This is a genomic window from Paraburkholderia azotifigens, assembly GCF_007995085.1.
GTDB lineage: Bacteria > Pseudomonadota > Gammaproteobacteria > Burkholderiales > Burkholderiaceae > Paraburkholderia > Paraburkholderia azotifigens.
This window is the reverse complement of the sequence record NZ_VOQS01000001.1, coordinates 2885633-2910953: the sequence shown is the minus strand read 5'-3', so window position 1 is coordinate 2910953 and position 25321 is coordinate 2885633. Positions and strand designations below refer to the sequence as shown.

29 protein-coding genes, 1 tRNA gene and 1 pseudogene are annotated in these 25321 nt (G+C 62.7%); 6 read left to right on the top strand and 25 right to left on the bottom strand.

The features are described from left to right. Positions 1-39: 39 nt before the first annotated feature. Complete coding sequence (locus FRZ40_RS13070; protein WP_147234314.1) at positions 40-1308, bottom strand: Hsp70 family protein; 1269 nt, start codon at positions 1306-1308, stop codon at positions 40-42. A gap of 251 nt (positions 1309-1559) precedes the next feature. On the opposite strand from FRZ40_RS13070, the gene FRZ40_RS13065 reads away from it, so the two are divergent. After that, the gene (locus FRZ40_RS13065) at positions 1560-3020 is read left to right on the top strand and encodes an MFS transporter (protein ID WP_147234313.1); all 1461 of its coding nucleotides are present in this window, start codon (positions 1560-1562) and stop codon (positions 3018-3020) included. Between the two features lie 69 nt (positions 3021-3089). Here FRZ40_RS13065 and FRZ40_RS13060 read toward each other — a convergent pair whose 3' ends face one another. Continuing rightward, the gene (locus FRZ40_RS13060) at positions 3090-3683 is read right to left on the bottom strand and encodes a nitroreductase family protein (protein ID WP_028367564.1); all 594 of its coding nucleotides are present in this window, start codon (positions 3681-3683) and stop codon (positions 3090-3092) included. A 210-nt stretch (positions 3684-3893) separates the two neighbouring features. Further along, the gene (locus tag FRZ40_RS13055; protein WP_147234312.1) at positions 3894-5177 is read right to left on the bottom strand and encodes an MFS transporter; all 1284 of its coding nucleotides are present in this window, start codon (positions 5175-5177) and stop codon (positions 3894-3896) included. Between the two features lie 167 nt (positions 5178-5344). Here FRZ40_RS13055 and FRZ40_RS13050 point away from each other — a divergent pair, with 167 nt between their 5' ends. Beyond that, on the top strand, positions 5345-5977 hold the full coding sequence (locus FRZ40_RS13050) for a TetR/AcrR family transcriptional regulator (RefSeq protein WP_028367566.1): 633 nt from the start codon (positions 5345-5347) through the stop codon (positions 5975-5977). Between the two features lie 28 nt (positions 5978-6005). Further along, positions 6006-6587, top strand: coding sequence for a DUF1415 domain-containing protein (locus FRZ40_RS13045; RefSeq protein ID WP_147234311.1), 582 nt, complete (start codon positions 6006-6008; stop codon positions 6585-6587). A 19-nt stretch (positions 6588-6606) separates the two neighbouring features. Here FRZ40_RS13045 and FRZ40_RS13040 read toward each other — a convergent pair whose 3' ends face one another. Then, positions 6607-7437 carry a class I SAM-dependent methyltransferase gene (locus tag FRZ40_RS13040; RefSeq protein WP_147234310.1) on the bottom strand — a complete coding sequence of 277 codons (831 nt, stop codon included), beginning with the start codon at positions 7435-7437 and terminating at the stop codon, positions 6607-6609. Between the two features lie 391 nt (positions 7438-7828). Between FRZ40_RS13040 and FRZ40_RS13035 the strand changes: the two genes are divergently transcribed. Next, the gene (locus FRZ40_RS13035; RefSeq protein ID WP_028367569.1) at positions 7829-8149 is read left to right on the top strand and encodes a type II toxin-antitoxin system HicA family toxin; all 321 of its coding nucleotides are present in this window, start codon (positions 7829-7831) and stop codon (positions 8147-8149) included. 165 nt (positions 8150-8314) lie between these two features. Here FRZ40_RS13035 and FRZ40_RS13030 read toward each other — a convergent pair whose 3' ends face one another. Beyond that, on the bottom strand, positions 8315-8527 hold the full coding sequence (locus FRZ40_RS13030) for a DUF1059 domain-containing protein (protein ID WP_028367570.1): 213 nt from the start codon (positions 8525-8527) through the stop codon (positions 8315-8317). 301 nt (positions 8528-8828) lie between these two features. Between FRZ40_RS13030 and FRZ40_RS13025 the strand changes: the two genes are divergently transcribed. Then, a complete protein-coding gene (locus FRZ40_RS13025) occupies positions 8829-10097 on the top strand; it encodes a TIGR03862 family flavoprotein (protein ID WP_147234309.1) in 1269 nt (422 codons plus the stop codon). Positions 10098-10113: 16 nt separating this feature from the next. Here the strand turns inward: FRZ40_RS13025 and FRZ40_RS13020 are convergent, their stop codons facing one another. From FRZ40_RS13020 to FRZ40_RS12985, 8 genes are all read right to left on the bottom strand, one after another. Further along, on the bottom strand, positions 10114-11238 hold the full coding sequence (locus FRZ40_RS13020; protein WP_147234308.1) for a methyltransferase: 1125 nt from the start codon (positions 11236-11238) through the stop codon (positions 10114-10116). A gap of 192 nt (positions 11239-11430) precedes the next feature. After that, positions 11431-11506 (bottom strand) — tRNA-Thr (locus FRZ40_RS13015). A 19-nt stretch (positions 11507-11525) separates the two neighbouring features. After that, the gene (locus tag FRZ40_RS13010; protein ID WP_028367573.1) at positions 11526-12005 is read right to left on the bottom strand and encodes a ClpXP protease specificity-enhancing factor; all 480 of its coding nucleotides are present in this window, start codon (positions 12003-12005) and stop codon (positions 11526-11528) included. Between the two features lie 75 nt (positions 12006-12080). Continuing rightward, complete coding sequence (locus tag FRZ40_RS13005; RefSeq protein WP_006052302.1) at positions 12081-12692, bottom strand: glutathione S-transferase N-terminal domain-containing protein; 612 nt, start codon at positions 12690-12692, stop codon at positions 12081-12083. A 94-nt stretch (positions 12693-12786) separates the two neighbouring features. After that, positions 12787-13542, bottom strand: a complete 756-nt coding sequence (locus FRZ40_RS13000; RefSeq protein ID WP_147234307.1) for a cytochrome c1 — start codon at positions 13540-13542, stop codon at positions 12787-12789. 23 nt (positions 13543-13565) lie between these two features. After that, positions 13566-14948, bottom strand: coding sequence for a cytochrome b (locus FRZ40_RS12995; protein ID WP_147234306.1), 1383 nt, complete (start codon positions 14946-14948; stop codon positions 13566-13568). Continuing rightward, positions 14948-15565: a ubiquinol-cytochrome c reductase iron-sulfur subunit gene (gene petA, locus FRZ40_RS12990; RefSeq protein ID WP_028367576.1), complete on the bottom strand. Its 618-nt coding sequence runs from the start codon at positions 15563-15565 to the stop codon at positions 14948-14950. Before petA ends, FRZ40_RS12995 begins: the two co-directional genes overlap by 1 nt. A 219-nt stretch (positions 15566-15784) precedes the next feature. Further along, positions 15785-16531 carry a Nif3-like dinuclear metal center hexameric protein gene (locus FRZ40_RS12985; RefSeq protein WP_147234305.1) on the bottom strand — a complete coding sequence of 249 codons (747 nt, stop codon included), beginning with the start codon at positions 16529-16531 and terminating at the stop codon, positions 15785-15787. A gap of 19 nt (positions 16532-16550) precedes the next feature. On the opposite strand from FRZ40_RS12985, the pseudogene FRZ40_RS12980 reads away from it, so the two are divergent. Next, positions 16551-17761: pseudogene (locus FRZ40_RS12980) on the top strand (Do family serine endopeptidase). Between the two features lie 120 nt (positions 17762-17881). Here FRZ40_RS12980 and tatC read toward each other — a convergent pair. The 12 genes from tatC to hisB form a co-directional block, all read right to left on the bottom strand. Continuing rightward, complete coding sequence (gene tatC, locus FRZ40_RS12975; protein WP_147234304.1) at positions 17882-18661, bottom strand: twin-arginine translocase subunit TatC; 780 nt, start codon at positions 18659-18661, stop codon at positions 17882-17884. A gap of 42 nt (positions 18662-18703) precedes the next feature. Then, on the bottom strand, positions 18704-19255 hold the full coding sequence (gene tatB, locus FRZ40_RS12970) for a Sec-independent protein translocase protein TatB (protein ID WP_028367580.1): 552 nt from the start codon (positions 19253-19255) through the stop codon (positions 18704-18706). 55 nt (positions 19256-19310) lie between these two features. After that, positions 19311-19547 carry a Sec-independent protein translocase subunit TatA gene (gene tatA / locus FRZ40_RS12965; protein ID WP_028367581.1) on the bottom strand — a complete coding sequence of 79 codons (237 nt, stop codon included), beginning with the start codon at positions 19545-19547 and terminating at the stop codon, positions 19311-19313. A 290-nt stretch (positions 19548-19837) separates the two neighbouring features. Further along, positions 19838-20203, bottom strand: a complete 366-nt coding sequence (locus FRZ40_RS12960) for a histidine triad nucleotide-binding protein (protein ID WP_007731835.1) — start codon at positions 20201-20203, stop codon at positions 19838-19840. A 46-nt stretch (positions 20204-20249) separates the two neighbouring features. Further along, entirely contained in the window at positions 20250-20645 is a 396-nt protein-coding gene (locus FRZ40_RS12955; RefSeq protein ID WP_028367582.1) for a DUF4870 family protein, read from the bottom strand. A 91-nt stretch (positions 20646-20736) separates the two neighbouring features. Further along, a complete protein-coding gene (locus FRZ40_RS12950) occupies positions 20737-21111 on the bottom strand; it encodes a phosphoribosyl-ATP diphosphatase (protein WP_028367583.1) in 375 nt (124 codons plus the stop codon). Then, entirely contained in the window at positions 21108-21518 is a 411-nt protein-coding gene (gene hisI / locus FRZ40_RS12945) for a phosphoribosyl-AMP cyclohydrolase (protein WP_147234303.1), read from the bottom strand. Before hisI ends, FRZ40_RS12950 begins: the two co-directional genes overlap by 4 nt. 1 nt (position 21519) lies before the next feature. Then, entirely contained in the window at positions 21520-22293 is a 774-nt protein-coding gene (gene hisF, locus FRZ40_RS12940; RefSeq protein ID WP_028367585.1) for an imidazole glycerol phosphate synthase subunit HisF, read from the bottom strand. A 127-nt stretch (positions 22294-22420) separates the two neighbouring features. After that, a complete protein-coding gene (gene hisA, locus FRZ40_RS12935; RefSeq protein ID WP_028367586.1) occupies positions 22421-23173 on the bottom strand; it encodes a 1-(5-phosphoribosyl)-5-[(5-phosphoribosylamino)methylideneamino]imidazole-4-carboxamide isomerase in 753 nt (250 codons plus the stop codon). Positions 23174-23383: 210 nt separating this feature from the next. Continuing rightward, positions 23384-24025 carry an imidazole glycerol phosphate synthase subunit HisH gene (gene hisH, locus FRZ40_RS12930; protein WP_147234302.1) on the bottom strand — a complete coding sequence of 214 codons (642 nt, stop codon included), beginning with the start codon at positions 24023-24025 and terminating at the stop codon, positions 23384-23386. Further along, positions 24022-24642, bottom strand: coding sequence for a MarC family protein (locus FRZ40_RS12925; RefSeq protein WP_028367588.1), 621 nt, complete (start codon positions 24640-24642; stop codon positions 24022-24024). The genes hisH and FRZ40_RS12925 overlap by 4 nt, the downstream gene beginning before the upstream one ends. Before the next feature lie 64 nt (positions 24643-24706). Further along, entirely contained in the window at positions 24707-25294 is a 588-nt protein-coding gene (gene hisB, locus FRZ40_RS12920; RefSeq protein WP_028367589.1) for an imidazoleglycerol-phosphate dehydratase HisB, read from the bottom strand. Positions 25295-25321 lie beyond the last annotated feature (27 nt).

The window sequence follows — 25321 nt, the reverse complement described above, 5'->3', positions numbered from 1 at the left end:
TTTGCTTCGATCGATTTTTCGGCGCAAAGCCTGAAATCTTTACCGGAACACGCGCCGGGCGTGGATGCCCAATCCAGTGGCGACGCTGGCAAGGCGGTCGCCGAATACGGGCCGCGCATCGGGGAACGCCGCCGCCAGCGCGCCCGACAGAAACGCGAGCCCCGTCGATCCCCCCGTGAAGTACAGCGCATCGACATCGCGTGGCGCGACGCCCGCGCGCTGCACCGTCTCGCGCGCCGCCTGAACGATGCGCTGCGTCTCGTCCTTGCCGGCAGCAACCAGTTGCGCTTCGTCGAAAGCAAGCCGCAAATCCTCCTCGACGATTTCCAGATCGATCAACGTTTCGCCGCCCGCCGCGACGCCGATCTTCGCCTCTTCCGCATGCGCTGCGAGCGCGTGGCCGAAGCGCTGCTCGACGACGCGCATCAGCCGGTCGTGGTGTCTCGTGTCCGAATACAGATGCCGCATCAGGCCGAGTTCGGCCGCGCGCTTGGGCGTGTAAATCGTGTTGATCAGATGCCAGGTGGCAAGGTCGAAGTAAATGCGGTTCGGCACTTCGCGCCCTTCCGGATCGAGCGACTGGTAGCCGAGTTCGCGAAGTATGGTGACAAGCTCGACGCGCCGGTCGAAGTCGGTTCCCGCGACATGCACGCCGTGGTGCGCCAGCACGTCGTCCTTGCGCTCGAGTCGCTGCATCCGCTCCGGCCCGACGCGCACCAGTGAGAAGTCCGATGTGCCGCCGCCGATATCCGCGACCAGCACGAGCCCCTCCTGCGTCAGATGCGCTTCGTAATCGAAGGCGGCTGCAATCGGCTCGTACTGGAAGTGAATTTCGTCCAGGCCCACCGAGCGCGCCGCAGCTTCAAGCTGTTGCTGCGCGAGCTGATCGGCGCGCGGATCGTCGTCGACGAAAAACACCGGACGGCCGAGCACGGCACGGCTGATCGGCGTGCCCGCCGTCTGCTCCGCGCAGCGCTTCAGATGCGTGACGAAGATCGCGATCACGTCGGTGTACTTGATCGCCGAGCCGTCGCCGAGATCGGTGGTGTTGTCGGCAAGCGCCGAACCGAGAATGCTCTTCATCGAGCGCATCAGCCGGCCGTCGAAGCCGTCGATATACGCTTCCAGCGCCGCGCGCCCGTATGCACGCGTGTTCTCGTCGGTGTTGAAGAAGACGGCCGTGGGCAGCGTCGTGTAGGCGCCTTCGACGGGCGCCAGCTTCAGCGTCGCCTGACCGGCGGCCGGGCCGCCCACAGGGACGGCAACTGCCGAATTAGACGTGCCGAAGTCAATCGCGCAATAGGTCATGGCAGGATTCGCCGCTCACGCTGGCGCGAACAGAAAGAGGACGGGCTTTGTAACATGAAAGCGGTGACACCATCAACCGACAGCAGACGGTAACCGCCGCCGTGACGGGGAATGCAGTTTGCTTCATCGAAGGGTCGCGCCGGGCTCGGATGAATCCGACAGGATACGCTGTTCACCGACCGGCTTACAGAATCCTCCTAAATTCGCCCGATAAATGCCATGTTCGTTAGCGGGCTCATCCTGGAGATCCGATGCAGGAACCTACAGTGCGCGCGGAGCCGTCCACCATCGTCGAAACGGACTTCCCGTCGCGGCTCGACCGTTTGCCCTGGGGCCGCTTTCATTCACTGATCGTCGTCGCGCTCGGCGTGACGTGGCTGCTCGACGGGCTCGAAGTGACGCTGGCGGGATCCGTCGCGAGTGCGCTCAAGTCGAGCGACGTGCTGCGCTTCTCGAACGCGGACGTGGGGCTCGCGGGCAGCGCGTACATCGCGGGCGCCGTGCTGGGCGCGCTCGGCTTCGGCTGGCTGACCGACCGGCTCGGGCGTCGCAAGCTGTTCTTCATCACGCTCGCGCTTTACCTGGCGGCGACGGCGGCGACGGCTTTCTCATGGAATCTCGCAAGCTTCCTGGCGTTCCGCTTTCTGACGGGTGCAGGCATCGGCGGCGAATACACGGCGATCAACTCGACGATTCAGGAATTCACGCCCGCCCGCGTGCGCGGCCACACGGATCTCGCGATCAACGGCACGTTCTGGGTGGGGGCGGCGCTCGGCGCGATCGGCTCGCTGGTGCTGCTCGATCCGCAGCTGCTGCACGGCGACTGGGGCTGGCGCGCATGCTTCTTCATCGGCGCGGCGCTCGCGCTGGCAATCCTGCCGATGCGCGTCTGGATTCCCGAAAGCCCGCGCTGGCTGCTGACGCACGGCAAAGAGAAGGAAGCGCGCGAAATCGTCGAAGGCATCGAGACACGTTTGCGCGCCGAAAGCCACGTGCTTCCCGACAATGCGCTCAGGCGTCTGCGCCTGCGCGCCCGCGAGCGCACGACGCTGCGCGAAGTCTTCCACACGCTGTTCGTGGTGCACCGGCGGCGCGCGCTGGTCGGGCTGTCGCTGATGACGGCGCAGGCGTTCTTCTACAACGCGATCTTCTTCACCTACGCGCTGGTGCTGACCGACTTCTATCACGTGCCGGGCGACCATGTCGGCTGGTACATCCTGCCGTTCGCGCTAGGCAATTTCGCTGGTCCGCTGCTGATCGGCAGACTGTTCGACGTGATCGGCCGACGCAAGATGATCGGCGCGACCTACGCGATCTCAGCGATTCTGCTGACTTTGAGCGGCTATCTGTTCGAGCAGCAGTTGCTGACCGTAACGACGCAGACAATCGCATGGATGGTGATTTTCTTCTTCGCGTCGGCGGCGGCGAGTTCGGCGTATCTGACCGTCAGCGAATCGTTCCCGCTCGAAATCCGCGCGCTCGCGATCGCGGTGTTTTACGCGTTCGGCACGGCGCTCGGCGGCATCGCGGGGCCGGCGTTCTTCGGCCGGCTGATCGACACGCAGCAGCGCAGCGAAGTGTTTTCCGGCTATCTGGTCGGCTCGGCCCTGATGCTGGCGGCGGCGGTGATCGCAGCGATCTGGGGCGTCGATGCCGAGCGGCGCTCGCTCGAGACGGTCGCCGCGCCCCTGTCCGCCGTCGACGACGAATGACGCCGCCGCACCATAAAAAAACGCGGCCAACATGGGCCGCGTCATTGCAGATCACGAATTGACGGCGGATCAGAACGCCTTGTTCCACGCGCCCGCAAACGCGATATCGCCGAGCGGCACGCGCGCGCGCACCGCCTTCTCCCGCTCGCGCAGCACAGGGTCGAGCTTGTCGACCTCGCCGTAGTGTGCAAGCGAGATCATCGCGATCACCTCGACATCGTCGGGTACGGCGAACGCCTTGCGGAACGCGTTGACGTCGAAGCCGCTCATCTGGTGCGCGGCGAGGCCCAGCGCATGTGCCTGCAGCACCAGCGACAGCGCCGCCGCGCCCGCGTCATACGGCGCACAGCGGTTGATTTCGCCCTTCGACGTCAGCGAGTGCGCCGTCACGCAGATCAGCACGGGGGCGTTCGCGTTCCAACCCTGGTTGAACGGCACGAGCGTGTCGAACGCCTTCTTGAACGAGACTTCGTCGGTCGAGCGGTCGAACACCAGGAAGCGCCAAGGCTGCAGGTTATAGGACGAAGGCGCCCAGCGCGCCGCCTCGAGCACCGCGCGCAGCTGTTCGCGGCTCACCGGCTCCCTTGAATAAGCGCGCGGGCTCCAGCGGCCAGCGATCAGGTCATGAATGGGAACGTCGGTGGGTGCGGGTTTGTTGGTCATGCGCATCTCTCGGTCGAAATTCATGATCGGCGGGCAGCAGCCCGGGGGCCACTAGCATAACCCGAGGTGCGCGCATCCGCCTTGCAGGTCGCGCAGAGGCATATCGCGAAAGCACATATGAAAAAAGCGCGCCGCGGCTTGCTGGCCGCGGCGCGCCTGATGGTCACGCGCCTGATGCGCGCTGCCGGGAATGGCGAGGTCAGCTCTCTATCAAACCGCCTGCGCCGCCACGCTCTGCTCGCCGCGATTGATCCGCAACACGATGATCGACGCGACGATGCACAAGCCGCCCGAAATCATCGACGCCACCGTGTACGTGCCGAGGCTCGCGCGCAGCATGCCCGCGCCGAGCGCCGCGAAGGCCGCGCCGAGCTGATGGCCGGCCACGACCCAGCCGAACACGACGGGCGCCGATTCCTTGCCGTAGACGTCGGTGGCGAGACGCACGGTCGGCGGCACAGTCGCAATCCAGTCCAGCCCGTAGAACACGGCGAACAGCGGCAGGCCGAAGAAATCGATGCCGAATGCATGCGGCAGATAGATCAGCGACAAGCCGCGCAGCCCGTAGTACCAGAACAGCAGCACGCGTGCGTTGAAACGGTCCGACAGCCAGCCCGACAGCGTCGTGCCGAACAGATCGAAAATGCCCATCGCCGCGAGCAGCGACGCGCCCTGCACTTCCGTCATGCCGTAGTCGCCGCACATCGCGATCAGGTGTGTGCCGACGTAGCCATTCGTGCTGGCGCCGCAAATGAAGAAGCTGAAGAACAGCAGCCAGAAATCGCGCGTCTTGCTGGCCATCGCCAGCGTGCCGAAGGCAATCGCCAGCGGGTTCTTGTTGCTCACGTCGGAGCGGATCGGCGCGTCGGCGGGTTCGCCGAACGGCCGCAACGCCATGTCGGCGGGACGCTCCGGCAGCAGAAACGCCACCAGCGGCACCACGACGGCGGCCGCGATCGCGACCGTCCATACGACGGGCCGCCAGCCGTGATGCTGCGCGATCGCCGCGAGCAGCGGCAGGAACACCAGCTGGCCCGTCGCCGAACTGGCCGTCAGAATGCCCATCACGAGACCGCGGTGCGTGCTGAACCAGCGGTTCACGACCGTCGCCGACAGCGTCAGCGCGGCCACGCCCGTCGCGCCGCCCACCATCACGCCCCACACCAGGATCATCTGCCACGGATGCGTCATCAGCGACGACAGGCCGACGCCCGCCGCCATGGTGCCGAGCGCGACGAGAATGGTCGGCCGCACGCCGAAACGCTGCATCGCGGCCGCCGCGAACGGTCCCATCAGGCCGTACAGCGCGATGTTCACCGAAATCGCCAGCGAGATCGTCGCGCGGCTCCAGCCAAAGTCATGCTCGAGCGGCACCATCATCACGCTCGGCGTCGCGCGCGTGCCGGCTGCCGCGAGCAGCACCAGAAACACCACCGCCACGGCCAGCCAGCCATAGTGGAAGCGCCCGCCAATTATTCTTGCTGCCCAGTTCATCGGTTCTCCAAGTTCTCTTTCGGCTGACGGACATCGCCATGCGAGCCGCATCGGATTTTTGCCAACTTCGTAACGGACTTGTGACTGACCTGTCACAATCGGTCTTGCGATCTTAGTTACCGATCGGTAACATGTCAAGGCGTCTTAACTTGAACCACAAGACCATCATGGCTAATTCCGACACCACCAAATCCGCCGCGAGCCGCCGCGCACAGACGGCCGGCTCCGACGCGCAACAGCATCTTCTGCGCGCCGCCGCCGATCTGTTCTACAAGGAAGGCGTGCGCGCGGTGGGCGTCGATGCCGTCGTCGAGCGCGCAGGCGTCAACAAGATGAGCCTGTACCGGCAGTTCTCATCGAAAGACGATCTGGTGGTCGCCTATCTGGAACAGTCCGATGAGCAGTTCTTCAGGCGCTTCGACGAAAGCCTCGCCAAACATCCGGGCGAGCCAGCAAAGCAGATCGTCCAGTATTTCGAGGATCTCGCCCGGCGCGCGTCGAAGGAAGACTATCGCGGCTGCCCGTTCGTCAATGTGTCGGCGGAATTTTCGGATCCGTCGCATCCGGCGCGCGTCTGCGTGCTGAACAACAAGACGAAACTGATGCAGCGTCTGAACGACCTGTGCACAAAGGCGGGCGCGCACGATCCGGACGAGCTCGCGAACGGGCTCGCGCTGCTGATCGAAGGCGTGTATGCGTCGAGCCAGACTTACGGTCCGGGCTGCGGGCCGATCAAGGTCGCGCCGCGGGTCGCGGAACAACTTGTCGCGCAGGCGTGCGGCGAGGCGCCGGTAAAATAGCGGTTTTGCTTTTGCAGCTGGCGCCATCATGTCCTCGCCGTCTCCCGCTTCGCCCCCCGAATCTCACAATGCCATTCTCGACGCCACGCGCCACTGGCTGACGCGCGCCGTCATCGGGCTGAATCTGTGTCCGTTCGCGAAGGCAGTGCACGTGAAGAACCAGATTCGCTACGCGATCAGCGAGGCCACCGACATGGAAGGCGTCCTGACCGATCTGGAAACCGAGCTGCGCACGCTCATGGACGCCGATCCCGCCGACATCGACACCACGCTGCTGATCTTCCCGCGCGCGCTCGGCGATTTTCTCGAGTACAACGATTGCCTGTTCTTCGCGGACCGGATGCTCAAGCAGATGCGTCTGGAAGGCACGTTGCAGATCGCGAGCTTTCACCCGCGCTATCAGTTCGAAGGCAACGAGCCGGACGATATCGAGAACTTCACGAACCGCGCGCCCTACCCGATCCTTCATCTGCTGCGGGAAGCGAGCATCGAGCGCGCAGTCGACGCCTTCCCCGACGCCGCCGACATCTATGAGCGCAACGAAGCAACGATGCGGCGTCTCGGCCCGGAAGGCTGGCAACAGTGGATGAGCGAGCCGGCCAGCGACTGAGCCCGCCCGCACTCCCGTTTCAAGCCTCAGCGTAGAAGCGCTCGCGCAATTCCGTGATGCCGAGCGTTTCCAGCACTTCATTGAGCCGCTCTGCAGGACGCCGGCGCGGCAGGTCTTTATAGGTCGCGATGATGAGTTCGTTCTTCATCGAGTGTTCCCAGCCGACCAGTTCCGTCACGTTGACCTGATAGCCGTGCGCTTCCAGTTGGAGGCAGCGCAGCACATTGGTGATCTGGCTGCCGAACTCGCGCGTATGCAGCGGATGCCGCCAGATTTCCGTCAGCGCGTTGCCGAGCGACTTGCCCTTGTTCTTGCGCAGCACGCCCGCCACTTCCGCCTGGCAGCACGGCACGACGACGATGTACTTCGCATGCCTTTCGAGCGCGAAGCGGATTGCGTCGTCGGTGGCCGTGTTGCACGCGTGCAAGGCCGTGACAATGTCAATGTTCGGCGGAAGTTTGTCCGATGCAATCGACTCGGCTACAGAAAGATTAAGAAACGACATACCCTTGAAGCCGAGGCGCGCCGCAAGCTCCTCCGACTTCGACACGAGTTCCTCGCGCGTCTCAATGCCGTAGATATGCGAGTTATCGCGCAGTTCCTTGAAGAACAGGTCGTAGAGGATAAAGCCGAGGTAGGACTTGCCCGCGCCGTGATCGACGAGGGTCAGTTCACCTTTCGTTTCTTTCAGGTCTTTGAGCAGCGGCTCGATGAACTGGAACAGGTGATAGACCTGCTTGAGCTTGCGGCGGCTGTCCTGGTTCATCTTGCCGTCGCGCGTGAGGATATGAAGCTCCTTCAGCAGTTCAACAGATTGATTAGGACGGACTTCGTAGGTTTTGCTGGACATCAAATGAGCACATCACCGATTGCATCGCGAACGTGCGTCAGGTGACGGAAAAAGGGAAAAGTGTCTGTCAGTTTACCCAAAGCGCGAAGAACGGTCCCGATTCTTGCGCGTCGACGGCGACACCGTATCCCGCCTGGAACGTTTCATGCACGAAAACGTCCGATTTTCGAATCGGCTGGAACACGTGTCGCATAGCAGTCGTTCGTTGCAAGCCCGGAACAGCCTGTCGGCTTGCACGATGCATAAAGAATGACAAGCTACCGGTCGCTGCAGCGTCGAAACACGCCGGTACGCTTAGGGGAGGTCGAATCGGAACACCGGTTCGCACGTAACGTAACCTGAAGCGCACCGGGACTGAAACGAAGCGCGCTCAGATCTGATGAGGCGGCAAATGGATACGACACCCAACGGAAACGCCGAGCAGAAGTTTCAGGAGCTCATGGCGAAGCTGCTGGCCACGCCCGAGTGGACGGAAAAGCAGCAACTGGAACTCGAAATGGCGCGCGACATCTCGGTCGAGATGCTGCGCCTCGCAGAAGCCATGCGCGACGGCAGCGTCGACATGGAGACGTGCCTCACCCTGCTCAAATACGCGAAAGTGCTGGATTTCGTGATGACGACACTGGCGTCGCGCCGCGACATCAAACCCCAGACACTGCGCGTGATCTTCAAACTGGCCGGACTCAAGGTCGACGAGGCCTATCCGGGCTGAGCCCATGAACGGCTGCGCGGCACAACGCTCGCGCAGCCGATCCCTCGCCGTTCATCGCGGCTCGCTTTGCCGCTCGTGGACGGCGTTGGTTCGCTTTGCCTCTGCGCGGCAGTTTCGCCGTACTCCCTGCTGGCACATCGGGCGCGACGCCGGCCGCATTGCGCGTCACGTGGCGGCGGGTGCGCCGAGCGGCGGCGTGCCATCGTGGAACATCGACCTCAATTGGCTACGCAGTTCGGGCGAATCGCTGTGCTTGTGCGCCTGGATCGCGTGCGCGACAGCGGCTTCGAGCAATTCGTTCTCCGAGTCGGCGCACAGCGCGACGGTGCAGTTGATGTCGCTCGGGCATTCGCGGCAATCGATGTATTTGCGGCCCATGACAGACTCCTCAGATCAGAAGCGTCGCGCGCAACATGTGCGCCGACGTAACCCCGGCAAGCTCTTCGCGAGGCCTCGGGCCGCGGCGAGATGCGCGAGTTGTGCGCGGCGGGGCGGCGCGACGCGCGCCGGGAAAGCAAGGTGGGTGAGAAAAGTATAGGTCGCGCATCGGTCGTCTCCTGATCGCGATCGGCCCATTCCCGCGATTCAACCACGCGTTTGCCCCGCTTCCAGGCCGGTGGGACAATACCGGCCTTCGCGCCGAACGCGCTTTGCTGCCTTCCACTTCCGCTATCCATCGATGTCGAACTCGCCCGATCAACCCACGCATCACGTTCGCGTCGCCGTCATCGGCGGTGGCCCTGCCGGGCTGATGGCCGCCGAAGCGCTGGCTCGCGGCGGCGTGCGCGTCGATGTCTACGACGCAATGCCGTCCGTCGGACGCAAGTTTTTGATGGCAGGCAAAGGCGGCATGAATATCACGCATTCGGAGCCGATCTCGCCGTTTCTCGGCCGTTATGGCGAGCGCCGCGCCGACATTGCGCCGCTGCTCGACGTGTTCGGGCCGGATACGCTGCGCGCGTGGCTCGACGAACTGGGCGTCGCGACGTTCGTCGGCAGTTCGGGCCGCGTGTTTCCGACCGACATGAAGGCCGCGCCGATGTTGCGGGCGTGGCTGCATCGGTTGCGCGAAGCGGGCGTGCAGTTTCACATGCGGCACAAGTGGATCGGCTGGAGCGCGTCCTCGTCGTCGGATGCGCATGGCCTGCGTTTCGCGACACCCGACGGCGAGCGCGATGTGACAGCGGACGCCGTCGTGTTCGCGTTGGGCGGCGGCAGCTGGGCGCGCCTCGGCTCCGATGCCGCGTGGGTTCCGTTGATGCAGCAGCGCGACATTCCCATCGCGCCGCTCCTGCCCGCCAACTGCGGCTTCGACGCCGACTGGACCGGTTACTTCCGCGAACGCTACGCGGGCCTGCCGGTAAAGCCGGTTTCGATAGCCGTCGAAGACGTGGACGGAACGGTTCAGCATCGACAAGGCGAGTTCGTCGTGACGTCGACGGGGATCGAAGGAAGTCTCGTGTATGCGATGTCGTCGACGATCCGCGACCGTCTGCTCGCGGGCGGCGAAGCGACGATACGGCTCGATCTTGCGCCGGGCCTGAGCGCGCAACGCGTGATCGACGAAGTGACGCGACCGCGCGGTTCCCGTTCGATGTCGAGTCATCTGCATAGCCGCATCGGCATCACGGGCGTGAAGCTGGGCTTGCTGCACGAATGCCTGTCGAAGGAAGACTTCACCGACGCCGCGAAGCTCGCGCAAGCGATCAAATCCTTGCCGTTGCGGCTGACGCGCGCCCGTCCCATCGATGAAGCAATCAGCAGCGCGGGCGGAATTCCCTTTGAAGCGCTCGATGGCGGGTTGATGATCCGCCAGCTGCCGGGCGTGTTCTGCGCGGGCGAAATGCTCGACTGGGAAGCGCCGACGGGCGGTTATCTGCTGACCGCGTGCTTCGCCAGCGGCCTCGTGGCGGGGCGAGGCGCGCTGGCTTACGTTCAGAAGAACTGACCCGCGGCTTCGCGCGTCACTTCGCCTTGAGCCGCCACAGCGACGTGATTTCGGCCACGCGGGCCGCGTGCAGCGGATCGGAAGGGTCGCTCGCTTTCGGATGACGCGGCTTGATGTCCTCTCTTCCCGCAATGCGCAAACCCGCTCTGTCGATCGCGGCAAGCAGCCAGTCGTGCGTGCGCATGCCGAGATGCTCCGCGAAGTCCGACAGGATCAGCCAGCCTTCGCCGCCCGGCTCGAGGTGATCGGCGAGTCCGTTCAGAAACCCGAGCAGCATGCGGCTTTCGTAGTCGTACACGGCGTTTTCGATCGGCGAGGCGGGACGCGCCGGCAGCCACGGTGGATTGCAGACGACGAGCGGCGCCCGGCCTTCGGGAAAAAGGTCGGCTGCGATCAGATCGACTTGCTGGTCATAGCCGAGCCGCGCGAGGTTCTCTCTGGCGCACGCGAGCGCGCGCGGATCCTGATCTGTCGCGACGATCCGTTTGACGCCCCGCTTTGCCAGAACCGCAGACAGCACGCCCGTCCCGACGCCAATATCGAACGCCAGTTCCTGCGACGGCAACGGCGTCCGCGCGACGAGGTCCACATACTCGCCCCGCACGGGCGAGAACACGCCATAGTGCGGATGGATGCGCTCGGCCAGCGCGGGAATCTCGACACCCTTCTTGCGCCATTCATGCGCGCCGATCAGGCCGAGCAGTTCGCGCAGCGAGACCACGGACGCTTCCTGCGTCGGCGGCCCGTAGACTTCTTCGCAAGCCTGCTGGACATCCGGCGCGCGGCGCAACGGAATCGTGTAATCGCCCTCTAGCGGAATCAGCAGCATGCCAAGCGTGCGCGCGCGCTGCGATTGCGCTTGCCTGTGCAGGTTGAAGGCGTCGAGCGGATTGGCCGCCTGCTTGCGCGGCTTGCGCTCGAGACGGCGGGTCATCGCCTGCAACAGCTGGCGTGCATTCTGGAAATCGCCGCGCCACAGGAGCGCCGTGCCTTCGCAGGCGAGACGGTAGGCGGCGTCGGCGGTCGTGCGGTCGTCGGCGATCACGACGCGCTTTGCGGGCGGCACAGCCGCTTCCGAGCGCCAGCGGGCTGAGCGCGGGCCGTCGGCTTCGGGCCAGGTGAGAATGGGATGGTCGGTCATGAGTGCGGTGTGTGGCGCGAAAGACGGCGCGTGGACGCATGCATCGCGTGAACTCGCTTCGATATTCGTATTGTATTGAACGTTCCGGCGATGCCACGCTTCGACGGTCGCGGCGCTTTGCCCGACGCGAGGCGCTACAAGCTACAAAAGCAAAACGGGCCACGCGTTACCGCGTGGCCCGTTTCCTGATGCTGGTGCCGGCTGCAGGACTCGAACCCGCCACCTCATGATTACAAGTCAAGCGCTCTACCTGATGAGCTAAGCCGGCCTGAGTGCGCGATTCTACTTCATTTCACGACTTTGAGGTGGGCTCTTCCGCCACCTTTCGTGCCATCGTCGTCGGGCGTCGGATCCTTGTCGGTTTCGCCGACCTTCTCCGCCTCCGGCGCCGCTTCTGCAGGCACCTCGTCGATCACGGCTTCGTCGTCCTCGGAATCCGTTGCCTCGCCGCCCGCCGACTCGACCGGAAACGCCATACCTTGCCCGTTCTCGCGCGCGTAAATGGCGAGCACGTTGGCGACGGGCACCTCGATCTTGTGCGATTTGCCTGAGAAACGCGCGTGAAACTCGATCCACTCGTTGCCCATCTGCAGCTGGCTGGTCGCCTCGAAGCTGATGTTCAACACGATCTCGTTGTCGCGCACGAACTGGCGCGGCACGCGCGTCTGGTTGTCGACACGCACCGCGATATGCGGCGTATAGCCGTTATCGGTACACCATTCGTACAGCGCGCGCAGCAGGTACGGCTTCGTGGAAATCTCTTGCATCAACTGTCCTCGTGCCGGGTTGGCGCGCGAACCAGAATGGTACGCCGCGCGCCGCACCCGAAGCCAATCTCAAACTCAGCGGCGCATCACCTTTTCCGACGGCGTCAGCGCTTCGATATAGGCCGGACGGCTGAAAATACGCTCGGCGTACTTCATCAGCGGCGCAGCGTTCTTCGACAGTTCGATGCCGTAGTGATCGAGACGCCACAGCAGCGGCGCGATCGCGACGTCGAGCATCGAGAACTCTTCTCCGAGCATGTACTTGTTCTTCAGGAAGATCGGCGCGAGCTGCGTGAGGCGGTCGCGGATCGCGAGGCGCGCCTTTTCGTGGTTCTTCTCGGCTGCCTTGCCCTTCTCGTTTTCGAGCGTGCCGACGTGCACGAACAGCTCTTTCTCGAAGTTAAGCAGGAACAGACGCGCACGGGCACGCTGGACGGGATCGGCCGGCATCAGTTGCGGATGCGGGAAGCGCTCGTCGATGTACTCGTTGATGATGTTCGATTCGTACAGGATCAGATCCCGTTCGACGAGGATCGGCACCTGACCATACGGATTCATCACGGCGATGTCTTCCGGTTTGTTGAACAGGTCGACGTCACGGATTTCGAAGTCCATGCCCTTTTCGAACAACACCAGCCGGCAGCGCTGGGAGAACGGGCAAGTAGTGCCGGAATACAGAACCATCATGTTTGCGTTTCCTCAAAAAACTTAAAGGGCCAGCGAGGGGAAAACCGTCAGGGAAGGTTTTCCTTGCGCCGGCCCCACACCAGTTACGGCGTGACTATTTGATATCTTTCCAGTACGCGGCGTTCAGTCGCCAGGCTAAAAAGCTCAGAACGCCCAGGAACAGCAGCACCCAGACGCCAAGCTGACGACGGGTTTTCTGCGTCGGTTCGGACATCCATGACAGGTACGACACGAGGTCGGCCACAGCAGAATCATAATCTACCGGCGACATCGTCCCCGGCGTGACCTGCGTGTATCCCACGAATTTCTTGACCTTTTCCTTCGTGTTTTCGTCGATATCCTCTTCGAACTTCGCCGTTCTCTGCCCCTGAAGCTGCCACAGCACGTGAGGCATGCTCACGTTCTCGAACGCCATATTGTTCCAGCCGGTCGGCCGTGTGTCATCGCGGTAGAAACTGCGCAAATACGTGTACAGCCAGTCACGGTTCCTTGCCCGCGCTTCCACCGACAGATCCGGTGGCGTCGCGCCGAACCACGCTTTCGCGTCGTCGGGGCGCATTGCGACCGTCATCGTGTTGCCGACTTTATCTGCCGTGAACAGCAGGTTCTTTTCAATTTCCTTCTGCGAAATGCCGATATCCTGCAATCGGCTATAGCGCATCAGGTTCGCGCTGTGGCAATTCAGGCAGTAGTTTACAAACAATTGGGCGCCATGCTGCAACGAGGCGATATTCTCCGCGTTGTCGGGCGCACGGTCGAGCGGAAACTCGCCTTCCGCGCGAGCAGGCGCTGCGGACAGCGCCAGCACGGTTGCAGCGAGCAGCGCGAGCGTCGAAAGCAGTTTTTTCATCGTCGTTTTCTCCAGGCTCGCGGTTAGTGGGGTTTGAACCGCACTCGTTCGGGCGGCTGCTTGAACCTGCCAAGCGGCGTCCAGAACGGCATGCCGAGGAAAAAAGCGAAGTAGATCAGCGCGCAGATCTGCGCGATCAGCGTCGCAGCGGGCGACGGCGGCTTCGTGCCGAGGAATGCCAGCGTCAGGAAGGCTGCCACGAAGATCGCGTAAAACACCTTGTGGAAGAACGGCCGGTAGCGGATCGACTTGACGGGCGACCGGTCGAGCCACGGTAGAAAGAAGAGCGACACCACCGCGCTGCCCATCACCACGACACCCCAGAACTTCGACTCGGTGAACGCCATCGCGAGGATCACGAGAACGGCCAGCACGGGCAGCCCGAGCTTCCACTTTCCGCGCGCGCGGATCAGCGCGAACAGGCCGAGCAGGCCGATCACGATCATCAGCACGATCTTGAACGGGTCGGTGGTCGCGCGCAGCATTGCGTAGAAAGCGGTGAAGTACCAGACAGGCGCGATTTCGGGCGGCGTCTGCAGCGGGTTGGCGGGGACGAAGTTGTTCGACTCGAGGAAGTAGCCGCCCATCTCCGGCGCGAAGAAGATGATCGCCGCGAACACCATCAGGAATACGCACACGCCCATGAAGTCGTGCACCGAGTAGTACGGATGGAACGGAATGCCGTCGAGCGGGATGCCCTTCGCGTCCTTCTTCGCCTTGATCTCGATGCCGTCCGGGTTGTTCGACCCCACTTCATGCAGCGCGACGATGTGCGCGACCACGAGCAGCAGCAGCACGAGCGGAATCGCAATCACGTGAAACGCGAAAAAGCGGTTCAGCGTGACGTCGGACACGACGTAGTCGCCGCGAATCCACAGCGACAGGTCCGGCCCGATGAACGGAATCGCCGAGAACAGGTTCACGATCACCTGCGCGCCCCAGTACGACATCTGGCCCCACGGCAGCAGATAGCCGAAGAACGCCTCGGCCATCAGGCACAGAAAGATCGCGCAGCCGAAGATCCAGACCAGCTCGCGCGGCTTGCGATACGAGCCGTACAGCAGCCCGCGGAACATGTGCAGATACACGACGACGAAAAACATCGACGCGCCCGTGGAGTGCATGTAGCGGATCAGCCAGCCCCACGGCACCTCGCGCATGATGTACTCGACCGAAGCGAACGCGAGCGTTGCGTCGGGCTTGTAGTTCATCGTGAGGAAGATGCCCGTGACAATCTGGTTGACCAGCACCAGCAACGCCAGCGAACCGAAGAAGTACCAGAAGTTGAAGTTCTTCGGCGCGTAGTACTCGGAGACGTGAGCCTTCCAGGTCGCCGTCATCGGAAAGCGGCGATCGATCCAGCCCGTCAGACCCGTCGCTTCCACCTCTTTTTCGGTCGTCGCCATTACGCTTCTCCTTTCTCGTCCTTGCCGATCACGAGGGTGTTACCCGTGATCATGTAAGGCGGGATATCGAGGTTTTGCGGCGCAGGTTTGTTCTTGAAGACGCGGCCCGCCATGTCGTAAGTCGAACCATGGCACGGACAGAGAAAGCCGCCCGGCCAGTCGTCGGGCAGATTGGGCTGCGCGCCTTCCTGGAAGCGCGGAGTCGGCGTGCAGCCCAGATGGGTGCACACCGCGACGGCAACGAAAAGGTTCTTGTGGTCGGAGCGCGAGCGGAACTCGTTCTTGCAGTAGTCCGGCTCGGGCATCGAAAAGGGATTCCTGGATTCGGGATCGGCGACTTCCTTGTCGGCCTTTTGAACGTCGGCCAACTGCTTGTCGGTGCGATTGATGATCCAGACAGGCTTGCCGCGCCAGGCGACGGTGAGCATGTCGCCGGGCTTCAGATTGGAGATATCGACTTCGACGGGGGCACCCGCCGCTTTGGCTTTTTCGGATGGTGCAAACGAACTAACAAAGGGTACGACGGTGGCGACTCCTCCGATGCCACCTGCTACGGTCGTCGCAATCAGCCAGCTACGGCGGCCGCCATCGACGCGTTCATCTTCCTTGTCTCGCATCACACGCCCCACTTCTGAGTTGGATTTTTCCTTCACGTCGGGTCTACCGCCGCTAGTTTGCTCGAATGGAGTCGGCATTTACAAGGGCCGATTGCCAAAAACCGTGCGAAGTCATTGATAAATCAGGGTTTCCCCGCACGGATCGCAAACCTTTTTACGGCTTTTATTAAGCATTTCCTCCGTTTTTCAAACCTTTTGATCGCGTAATCCAACCGATATTCAAACTGGATTATGAATATCGATAAACAGATGTTCGAGCTCGAACCGCTCGGACAGATGCGCGCCCAGCGCCTGCACGCCATAGCGCTCGGTGGCGTGATGTCCTGCCGCGATGAACGCGACGCCACTCTCCGCCGACGTATGCGTGACCTGTTCCGAGATTTCGCCCGTCAGGTAGACGTCGGCGCCCGCATCGATGGCCGCGTCGAAATAGCCTTGTGCCGCGCCCGTGCACCACGCGACGCGCCGCAGATTCCTGTCGGGGTCGCCCAGCACGAGTGGCACGCGGCCGAGCGTCTGCTCGACCTCAGCGCTGAAATGCGCGAGTGTGATCGGCATGGGCAGCGTGCTCATCCAGCCGATGTCGTTGTCGCCGAAGCGGCCGTCGGGAATCAGACCGAATTTCGCGCCGAGCTGCGCGTTGTTGCCGTAGAGGGGGTGATCGTCGAGCGGCAGATGGAACGCGAACAGGTTCAGGTCGTTCGCGAGCAGCGCCTTGAGCCGGTGATATTTGCGGCCCGTAATTTGCGGCGCCTCGTTGCGCCAGAAGTAGCCGTGATGGACGAGCACGGCGTCGGCACCCCACTCCAGCGCCGCCTCCAGAAAGGCCAGCGACGCCGTCACGCCAGTCGCGATTTTCTCGATCTTGCGCCGCCCTTCGACCTGCAGGCCATTCGGGCAATAGTCCTTGAAGCGCGAGATTTCAAGGAGGTTGTTCAAGTACAATTCGAGTTCGATCCGATCCATATACACCTCTAATTTTCAGATGCTCAGACGCTTTTGGCTGTTCTTCGCCCAGGCGGTGACCGTGCTGCTGGCGCTGATGTTCATCATTGCGACCCTCAAACCGCAGTGGCTGCAACGTCAAGGGCAGTTCGGCAAGCAACTGGCCGAGCCGATCGTCGCGCTCCGAGAGGTGGCACCCGGAATGGGCAGCGGCGGCAACGTCCAGAATTCCTACGCCGACGCGGCGCAAAAGGCCATGCCCGCTGTCGTCAACGTGTTCTCCAGCAAAGACGGCTCGCTCCCGCCCGACCCGCGCGCGAAAGACCCGCTGTTCCGCTACTTCTTCGGCGACAAGAACAAAAAGCAGCAGCAAGAGCAACCCGCGGCCAACCTCGGCTCGGGAGTTATCGTGAGTTCGGAAGGTTACATTCTAACGAACCAGCATGTCGTCGACGGCGCGGATCAAATCGAAATCGCGCTCGCCGACGGCCGCACGACGAATGCCAAGGTGATCGGCGTCGATCCCGAAACCGATCTGGCCGTGCTCAAGGTCAACATGACCAATCTGCCGACCATCACGCTCGGCCGCATGGACCAGACGCGCGTCGGCGACGTGGTGCTCGCGATCGGCAATCCGTTCGGCGTCGGTCAGACAGTCACGATGGGCATCGTCAGCGCGCTGGGCCGCAATCACCTCGGCATCAACACGTTCGAGAACTTTATCCAGACCGACGCGCCGATCAATCCGGGCAATTCCGGCGGCGCGCTGGTCGACGTGAACGGCAACCTGCTCGGCATCAATACGGCGATCTACTCGCGCTCGGGGGCTCGCTCGGCATCGGCTTCGCAATTCCCGTGTCGACGGCGCGCAGCGTGCTGGAAAGCATCATCACGACGGGCACGGTGACGCGCGGCTGGATCGGCGTCGAACCGCAGGACGTGACGCCGGAAATCGCCGAATCGTTCGGGCTCGAGCAGAAATCGGGCGCGATCGTCGCCGGCGTGCTGAAAGGCGGCCCCGCCGACAAGGCCGGCATCAAGCCGGGCGACATTCTGGTGTCGGTCAACGGTCAGGACATCACCGATACGACCCGCCTTTTGAACGTGATCGCGCAGATCAAGCCGGGCACCGACGCGAAGGTGCACCTGGTGCGCAAGAACAAGGAAATGGATCTGACGGTGATGATCGGCAAGCGCCCGCCGCCACCGAAGCAGCCTTCGGACGAAGGCGACGATGAAGAAGGCGGTTGAGGCTTTAGCCGCACTGCACGTTCAGATGCCTGGATCTTCGGGCCATGCAAAGCAAAAGGGCAGTCTCCGATGGAGCACTGCCCTTTTTTGTTGCCTGACGGAGGCGGCGCGACAACCGCCCTAACCCGCCGCGTTCCCTTCGTTCTCAGCCGGCGCGACGGGCTTGCTGACGAACAGCCGCGCCGCGATGATGCCCGCCTCGTACAGCACGATCAGCGGGATCGCGAGAATCAGCTGCGAAAACACGTCCGGCGGCGTCACCACAGCCGAAATCACGAACGCACCGACGATCACATACGGACGAATCTCCTTGAGCTTCTTGATCGTCAGCACGTTCATGCGCACCAGCAGCACGACGACGATCGGTACTTCGAACGTCACGCCGAAGGCGATGAACATGGTCAGCACGAAGCTCAGGTAATTGTCGATATCCGTCGTCATTTCCGCGCCAAGCGGCGCGTTGTAGTGCGCCATCACGCGAAAGATGGTTGGAAACACGACGAAGTACGCGAACGCCATGCCGCACAGGAACAGCGTGTAGCTGCTGCCGACCAGCGGCCCGACCAGCTTCTTCTCGTGCTGATACAGCCCCGGCGCGACGAACGCCCAGATCTGGTACAGCACGATGGGCAGCGCAATCACGAAGGCGACGAGCATCGTCACCTTCATCGGCACGAAAAACGAGCCGGTGACATCGGTGACGATCATCTTGCCGTCCTTCGGCAGATTGTTCATCAGCGGACGCGCGAGCAGCCGGAAGATATCAGGCGCCCAGTAGACGAGCCCGACGAACACGACGATCACCGCGATACCCGCCCGGATGATGCGGTCGCGCAGTTCGACGAGATGCGAGATGAAGGTCTCTTCAGCGCCTTCGTTCTGATTTTGGGGGTCGCTCACACCGGCCCTCGGTTGGAGTTTGATGCGCGGAACATCGGAAGATCAGAAGAAGCGTGTCGGCCGGCGCAGGCTGACGGGCGTATGCCGCGCGACGCGCGCCGCGCCCGATTGAACCCGCGTGCGTCTCGAGACGGCGCGCTTGTACCAGGTCGGCGTGGCCGTCTGCTTGACGCGCCAGTTCTTGCGTTTCGGCGCGGCCGCGTTCGAGCTGGACCACAATGCGCCGCCGTACGACGCTGTGGAGGGAGCGTCCGCAGCGGATGCAAGGGCTTCCGTCGCGCCGCCCGCGATGCTCGGCGACACCGACGTGCCCTGCGACCACGCCTCGTTCAGTTCGGTTTCGTGCTTGCGAAGATTGTCGTGAATGGTGGTCTCGACGTTTTGCGCCGCCGATTCGAACTCCGTTTTCATGCGCCGCAATTCGTCGAGTTCGATTTCACGCGTGACTTCGGCTTTCACGTCGTTGATATAGCGTTGCGCGCGGCCGAACAGCGCGCCCGCCGTGCGGGCCACGCGCGGCAAGCGCTCAGGGCCGAGCACGACCAGCGCGACCACGCCGATCAACGCCATCTTGGTCAAACCGAGGTCCAGCATGGATTGGGCTTCCCGTCAGTGCGCGCGTGTCAGCGCAAGCTCGGCTGGCGCCGGATTAGCGGGAATCGCCGGAATGCGGCGCCTTTTCCTTTGCGTCGACATCGACGGTGTTCGTCCGCGACAGTTGGTCACGCTGCTGCGCTTCGGGCGTTTCGCCGTCCTTCATGCCTTCCTTGAAGCCCTTCACCGCGCCGCCCAGATCGCTGCCGATATTGCGCAGCTTCTTCGTGCCGAACACCAGAGCGACGATCAGTAAAACGATCAGCCAATGCCAAATACTCAACGAACCCATAAAAATCTCCTTAACCCCCGCCGTCGTACTTGAGCGACGACAACTGTGTGCCTTTCGGCCTGAATCGAAGCGCATCTTCAGATGCGCCCCGTTTGCGAAACTACCGCCGACGCCTTCTTATTTCGTCGGCGCCCTCGGTCCCATTATGAACACGTCTGCGAGTCGCTGTCGTTACATCCCTACATAAAATAACGACCTCGCAGCGCGGGACTCGCCATTGTGCGTAGTCAAAAAGCGGATGCGGCGAATCTTTGTCGAGCGGCCCTGCGCCGAACGCGCGCCGACCGCTTTCAGCCCATCCTCAGCCACGGGCGCGGTCCCGCCAGCAGATGCGCGTGCAGGTGATAAACCTCCTGCCCACCGCCCGGCCCCGTATTGATCACCGTACGGAATCCCGTCTGTCCGCCCTTGTACGCGACGCCCAGCTGGTCAGCGAGACGCGCAACCAATATCAACATTTTACCAAGCAGGGCGGAATCGCTCTCGGTACAGTTCGACAGCGTTTCGATGTGCTTGCGCGGTATGACGAGCACATGCGTTTCGGCTGCCGGGCGGATGTCGCGGAACGCGACGAACTCGTCGTCTTCGTGGACTTTCGTCGACGGAATCTCGCCTGCGGCGATCTTGCAGAAAAGGCAGTTCGGATCGTGGCTCATGGTCTCGATGGACAGCGGGCGCGGCGCACGCCCGATGCGGCGTGGGTCAGAACCAGCCGCGCGGATTCGTCAGCGGCTTGTTGTCGTAAAGAAACAGCCAGCCTTTGATAATACGGTACAACGTCCAGATCGCGACGGCCCACAGAATGGGCACGCCGATCAGCACGATAAACAGCGCGACGCCGATCAGATGGCCGATCAGCCCCATCCAGAAGGTGCGGATCTGCCAGTCGAAATGCTGCTCATACGGCGTGCCGACCGTCTCTGGCCGCTTGATGTAGTTGAGGATGATCGCGACCAGCACCGAGATGCCGCCCGTCAGCCAGTACACGGCATAGAGCGCGTAGATGATGTGGGTCAGCGTGCGCAGGCTGCGCTGCCGGTCGATCTCGACTGCACTCTGATACGACGGTGGCGGATAACCGCCATGCGACTGTTCCATGCTTGCGTCCTCCTCGAGGGTGCGGCTGGATGCCAATTGCAATGTCGCGCCGACAGCGTCATTTTCAAGACTGCCGCCGCCCAGTCGCCACTCAGTCGCCGTTCTGCTCGCGATCGCGGCTCTTGCGCAACGCCTTTTCTTCGATGCCCGACAGCCCTTCGCGGCGCTCCAGCTCGGCGAGCACGTCAGCGGGGCTCAGGTCGAAATGCGACAACATGACCAGGCAGTGAAACCACAGATCGGCCGTTTCGCTGACGAGCGCTTTGCGTTCCGCGCCGAGGCGGACATCCTTCGCGGCCAGCACGACTTCCGTCGCTTCTTCGCCGATCTTCTTCAGCACCGCGTCGTCGCCCTTGTGAAACAGGCGCGAAACGTACGAAGCATCGGGATCGCCGCCCTTGCGGCTGTCGATGACGGCAGCGAGGCGCCGAAGCGTGTCGCCCGTCGATTGCGTATCTTGCGTCATTTGTAGATGTGTTCGGGGTCTTTCAGGACAGGATCGACGGCAACCCAGTTGCCGGAATCGACCGCGCCTTCGAATTTCTGGAAAAAGCACGAATGCCGGCCGGTGTGGCACGCGATGCCCGATACCTGCTCGACTTTCAGCAGCACGACGTCTTCGTCGCAATCGAGCCGCACTTCATGCACGTGCTGCACGTGGCCCGATTCCTCGCCCTTGAACCACAGGCGCTGACGCGAGCGCGAGAAATAGACCGCGCGGCCCGTCTCGATTGTCTTGGCGAGTGCTTCGCGGTTCATCCACGCGAACATCAGCACGTCGTTCGTCGACGCTTCCTGCGCGATCACGGGCACGAGGCCGTTCGCGTCCCACTTCACCTTGTCGAGCCAGCCGACTTCAGACGGATTGACCACGTTACAACCTCACCGAAATGCCCTGATCGGCCATGAAGCGCTTGCACTCGCCGACCGTGTGCTCGCCATAATGGAAGATGCTCGCGGCCAGCACGGCGTCTGCGCGCCCTTGCGTGATGCCGTCGGCGAGATGCTGCAGCGAGCCGACGCCGCCCGACGCGATCACGGGAACGGACACCGCGTCCGACACGGCGCGCGTCAGCGCGATATCGAAGCCGCTCTTCGTGCCGTCGCGATCCATGCTGGTGAGCAGGATTTCGCCCGCGCCGAGTTCGGCCATCTTGCGCGCCCATTCGACGGCGTCCAGCCCCGTGTTCTTGCGTCCGCCGTGCGTGAAGACTTCCCAGCGCGGCGTCTCGCCGTCGGCGGACACGCGCTTCGCGTCGATCGCCACGACGATGCATTGCGAGCCGTATTTGTCCGTCGAATCGCGCACGAGTTGCGGATTCGCGACCGCCGACGAATTCATGCTGACCTTGTCCGCGCCCGCGTTCAGCAGACGCCGGACGTCTTCGACAGCGCGCACGCCGCCTCCGACAGTCAACGGAATGAATACCTGCGACGCCACCGCTTCGATGATCGGCAGAATCAGGTCGCGCTGGTCGGACGTGGCCGTGATGTCGAGGAACGTGAGTTCGTCGGCGCCCTGTTCGTCGTAGCGGCGCGCGATTTCGACGGGATCGCCCGCGTCGCGCAACTCGACGAAATTGACGCCCTTGACCACGCGGCCAGCCGTGACGTCCAGACAGGGAATGATGCGTTTAGCTAAAGCCATGATCTTGCTAGTTCTTGCCAATACCGCTGGTGAGGCCGCTCGCCCGTGCGTGATGCGCAGGAAAGCGGCGCAAGGCCGGCACGCCGGGCGCTGCATGAGACACCCTGACGGGCGTCCGGACGCGCGCTCAGGCGTCGTCCGATTCGCGCAGACGGTCCGCGTGCGTCTGCGCCGCGGCGAAGTCCAGGTCGCCCGAATAGATCGCGCGGCCGCAAATCACGCCTTCGATTCCTTCGTCTTCCACTTCGCACAACGCTTCGATGTCGGCGAGATTCGACAGGCCCCCGCTCGCGATCACGGGGATCTTCATCGAGCGCGCGAGGCGCACCGTCGCCTCGATATTGATGCCCTGAAGCATGCCGTCGCGGCCGATGTCTGTGTAGATGATCGACTCGCAGCCGTAGTCCTCGAACTTGCGCGCGAGATCGACGACCTCGTGGCCCGTCAGCTTGCTCCAGCCGTCGGTGGCCACCTTGCCGTCCTTCGCGTCGAGGCCGACGATGATATGTCCGCCGAATGCCGTGCACGCTTCGAGCAGGAAGCCCGGATTCTTCACCGCAGCCGTGCCGATGATCACGTACTCGAGGCCGTCGTCCAGGTAGCGTTCGATCGTGTTCAGATCGCGGATGCCGCCGCCAAGTTGCACGGGAATTTCGCCGCCGACTTCTTCGATGATCGCGCGAATCGCGTCTTCGTTCTTCGGCTTGCCGGCAAATGCGCCATTCAGGTCGACGAGGTGCAGGCGACGCGCGCCACGGTCGACCCAATGTCGGGCCATCACCGCCGGTTCCTCATGGAAAATCGTCGCCTGGTCCATATCGCCTTGTTTGAGGCGTACACATTGACCGTCTTTCAGGTCGATGGCGGGGATCAGCAGCATAGCAATCGGGTGTTGTCAGGGAAAAAAGTTGAAGTTCGGCTGGCGGGAAAACGGGCTATGGCCCGCGCCAGGCCGTTCCGCTAGTTTAGTACATGTCTTTCGGCGACCTTGCCAACGGTCTTCGCGAGCGTGCGCATGTGAACGGGGCAGAGGACGTGGACGGAAAACATGGACGGTCAAAGAGGCTGAATGCGAGACTGATGGCCGGGATCAGGGATTCCAGTGCACGAAGTTGCGATACACGCGCAGGCCCGCGTCGGCGCTCTTTTCCGGGTGGAATTGGGTCGCGAAAATGTTATCCCGTGCCACCGCCGAGGTAAAGGGCACGCCGTACACGGTCTCGCCCGCAGTATGCGAAGCGTTTTCAGGCACGACGTAGTAGCTGTGCACGAAATAGAAAAACGCGTTGTCCGCGACGCCGTCCCACAGCGGGTGCGGCCGCGCCTGACGGACACGGTTCCAGCCCATCTGCGGCACCTTGAAGCGCGAGCCGTCGTCCTGCAGCTGGCCTTCCAGATCGAAGCGCACCACTTTGCCGGGCAACACGCCGAGGCCATTCGTGTTGCCCTCGGCGCTCCAGTCGAACAGCATCTGCTCGCCGACGCACACGCCCATCAGCGGCTTGTTGCGCGACGCTTCGATCACCGCGTCCTGCAAGCCGGATTCGCCGAGCGAGCGCATGCAGTCGGGCATCGCGCCCTGGCCGGGCAGCACCACGCGGTCTGCCGCGCGGATGGCTTCGGGCTTGTCGACGATCGCCACGTCCGCTTCCGGCGCGGCTTTCTTCAACGCCTGGGCGACCGAACGCAGGTTGCCCATTCCGTAATCCACAATCGCTATTGAAGTTTTCATTTCAAGTTAGGCAGCAACGCCTTTAATCCGTTGACGATGAACTCCACCGCCAGCGCCGACAACATCAAACCCATCAACCGCGTGCCGATATTGATTCCTGTCCGACCGACCCAGCGCGCGATCGGTTCAGCCAGACTCAGCGAGCCGAAGCACAGCGCCGCAATCACCGCACCGATGACGATCAGACTAATCCGCTCGTACCAATGAGGATAGCTGGCCGAATAGACGAGGACGGTACTGATCGAGCCCGGCCCTGTCAGCAGCGGAATCGCCAGCGGCACGACGGCGATGTTGTCCTTCAGTTCGGCTTCGTGCCGCTCTTCCGGCGTCGAGCGGGCGTTGCCGACCTGCGCATTCAGCATGCTGATCGACATCAGCAACATGATGATGCCGCCGCCCACTTCAAGCGCGCCGATCGAAATACCGAAGAAGCGGATGATCTGCTGCCCCAGCAAGGTGGTCACGGCGATCACGCAGAACACCGAAATCGATGCGATACGAATCGTGCGGCGCTGTTCGGCGACCGATTGCTGCGACGTCAGGCTCAGAAAAAACGGTATGGCGCCGACCGGGTTGATCAGCGCCAGCAGCGAAATAAACGACTTGATGATATCCATCGCAAGCCGGACGCGCGCGGCGCGGCCGGTTCCAGTGGTGACGGTTGGTCGCGCAGTGAGTCGTTTAGAGGCTACCCTTGGTCGACGGAATCTGGCCCGCCGCGCGCTCATCGAGTTCGGTGGCCATGCGCAACGCACGGCCGAACGCCTTGAACACCGTTTCCATCTGATGATGCGCGTTCAGCCCACGCAGGTTGTCGATATGCAGCGTGACGCCCGCATGATTCACGAAACCGCGGAAAAATTCGATGGAGAGATCGACGTCGAACGTGCCGATTCGCGCGCGCGTGAACGGCACGTGGAATTCGAGGCCCGGACGGCCGGAGAAATCGATGACCACACGCGACAGCGCTTCATCCAGCGGCACGTACGAATGACCGTAGCGGCGAATGCCCTTCTTGTCGCCGACCGCCTTTGCGATGGCCTGACCGAGCGTGATGCCGACGTCTTCGACGGTATGGTGGTCGTCGATATGCGTATCGCCATGCGCTTCGATGTCCAGATCGATCAGCCCGTGACGGGCGATCTGGTCGAGCATGTGATCGAGGAACGGCACACCCGTGGCCAGCTTTTGCTGACCGGTGCCGTCCAGGTTGATCTTCACACGGATCTGCGTTTCGCTGGTGTTGCGAACGACTTCCGCAAGGCGCATGGCAATTCCTCGAATCTGACTTAAAAA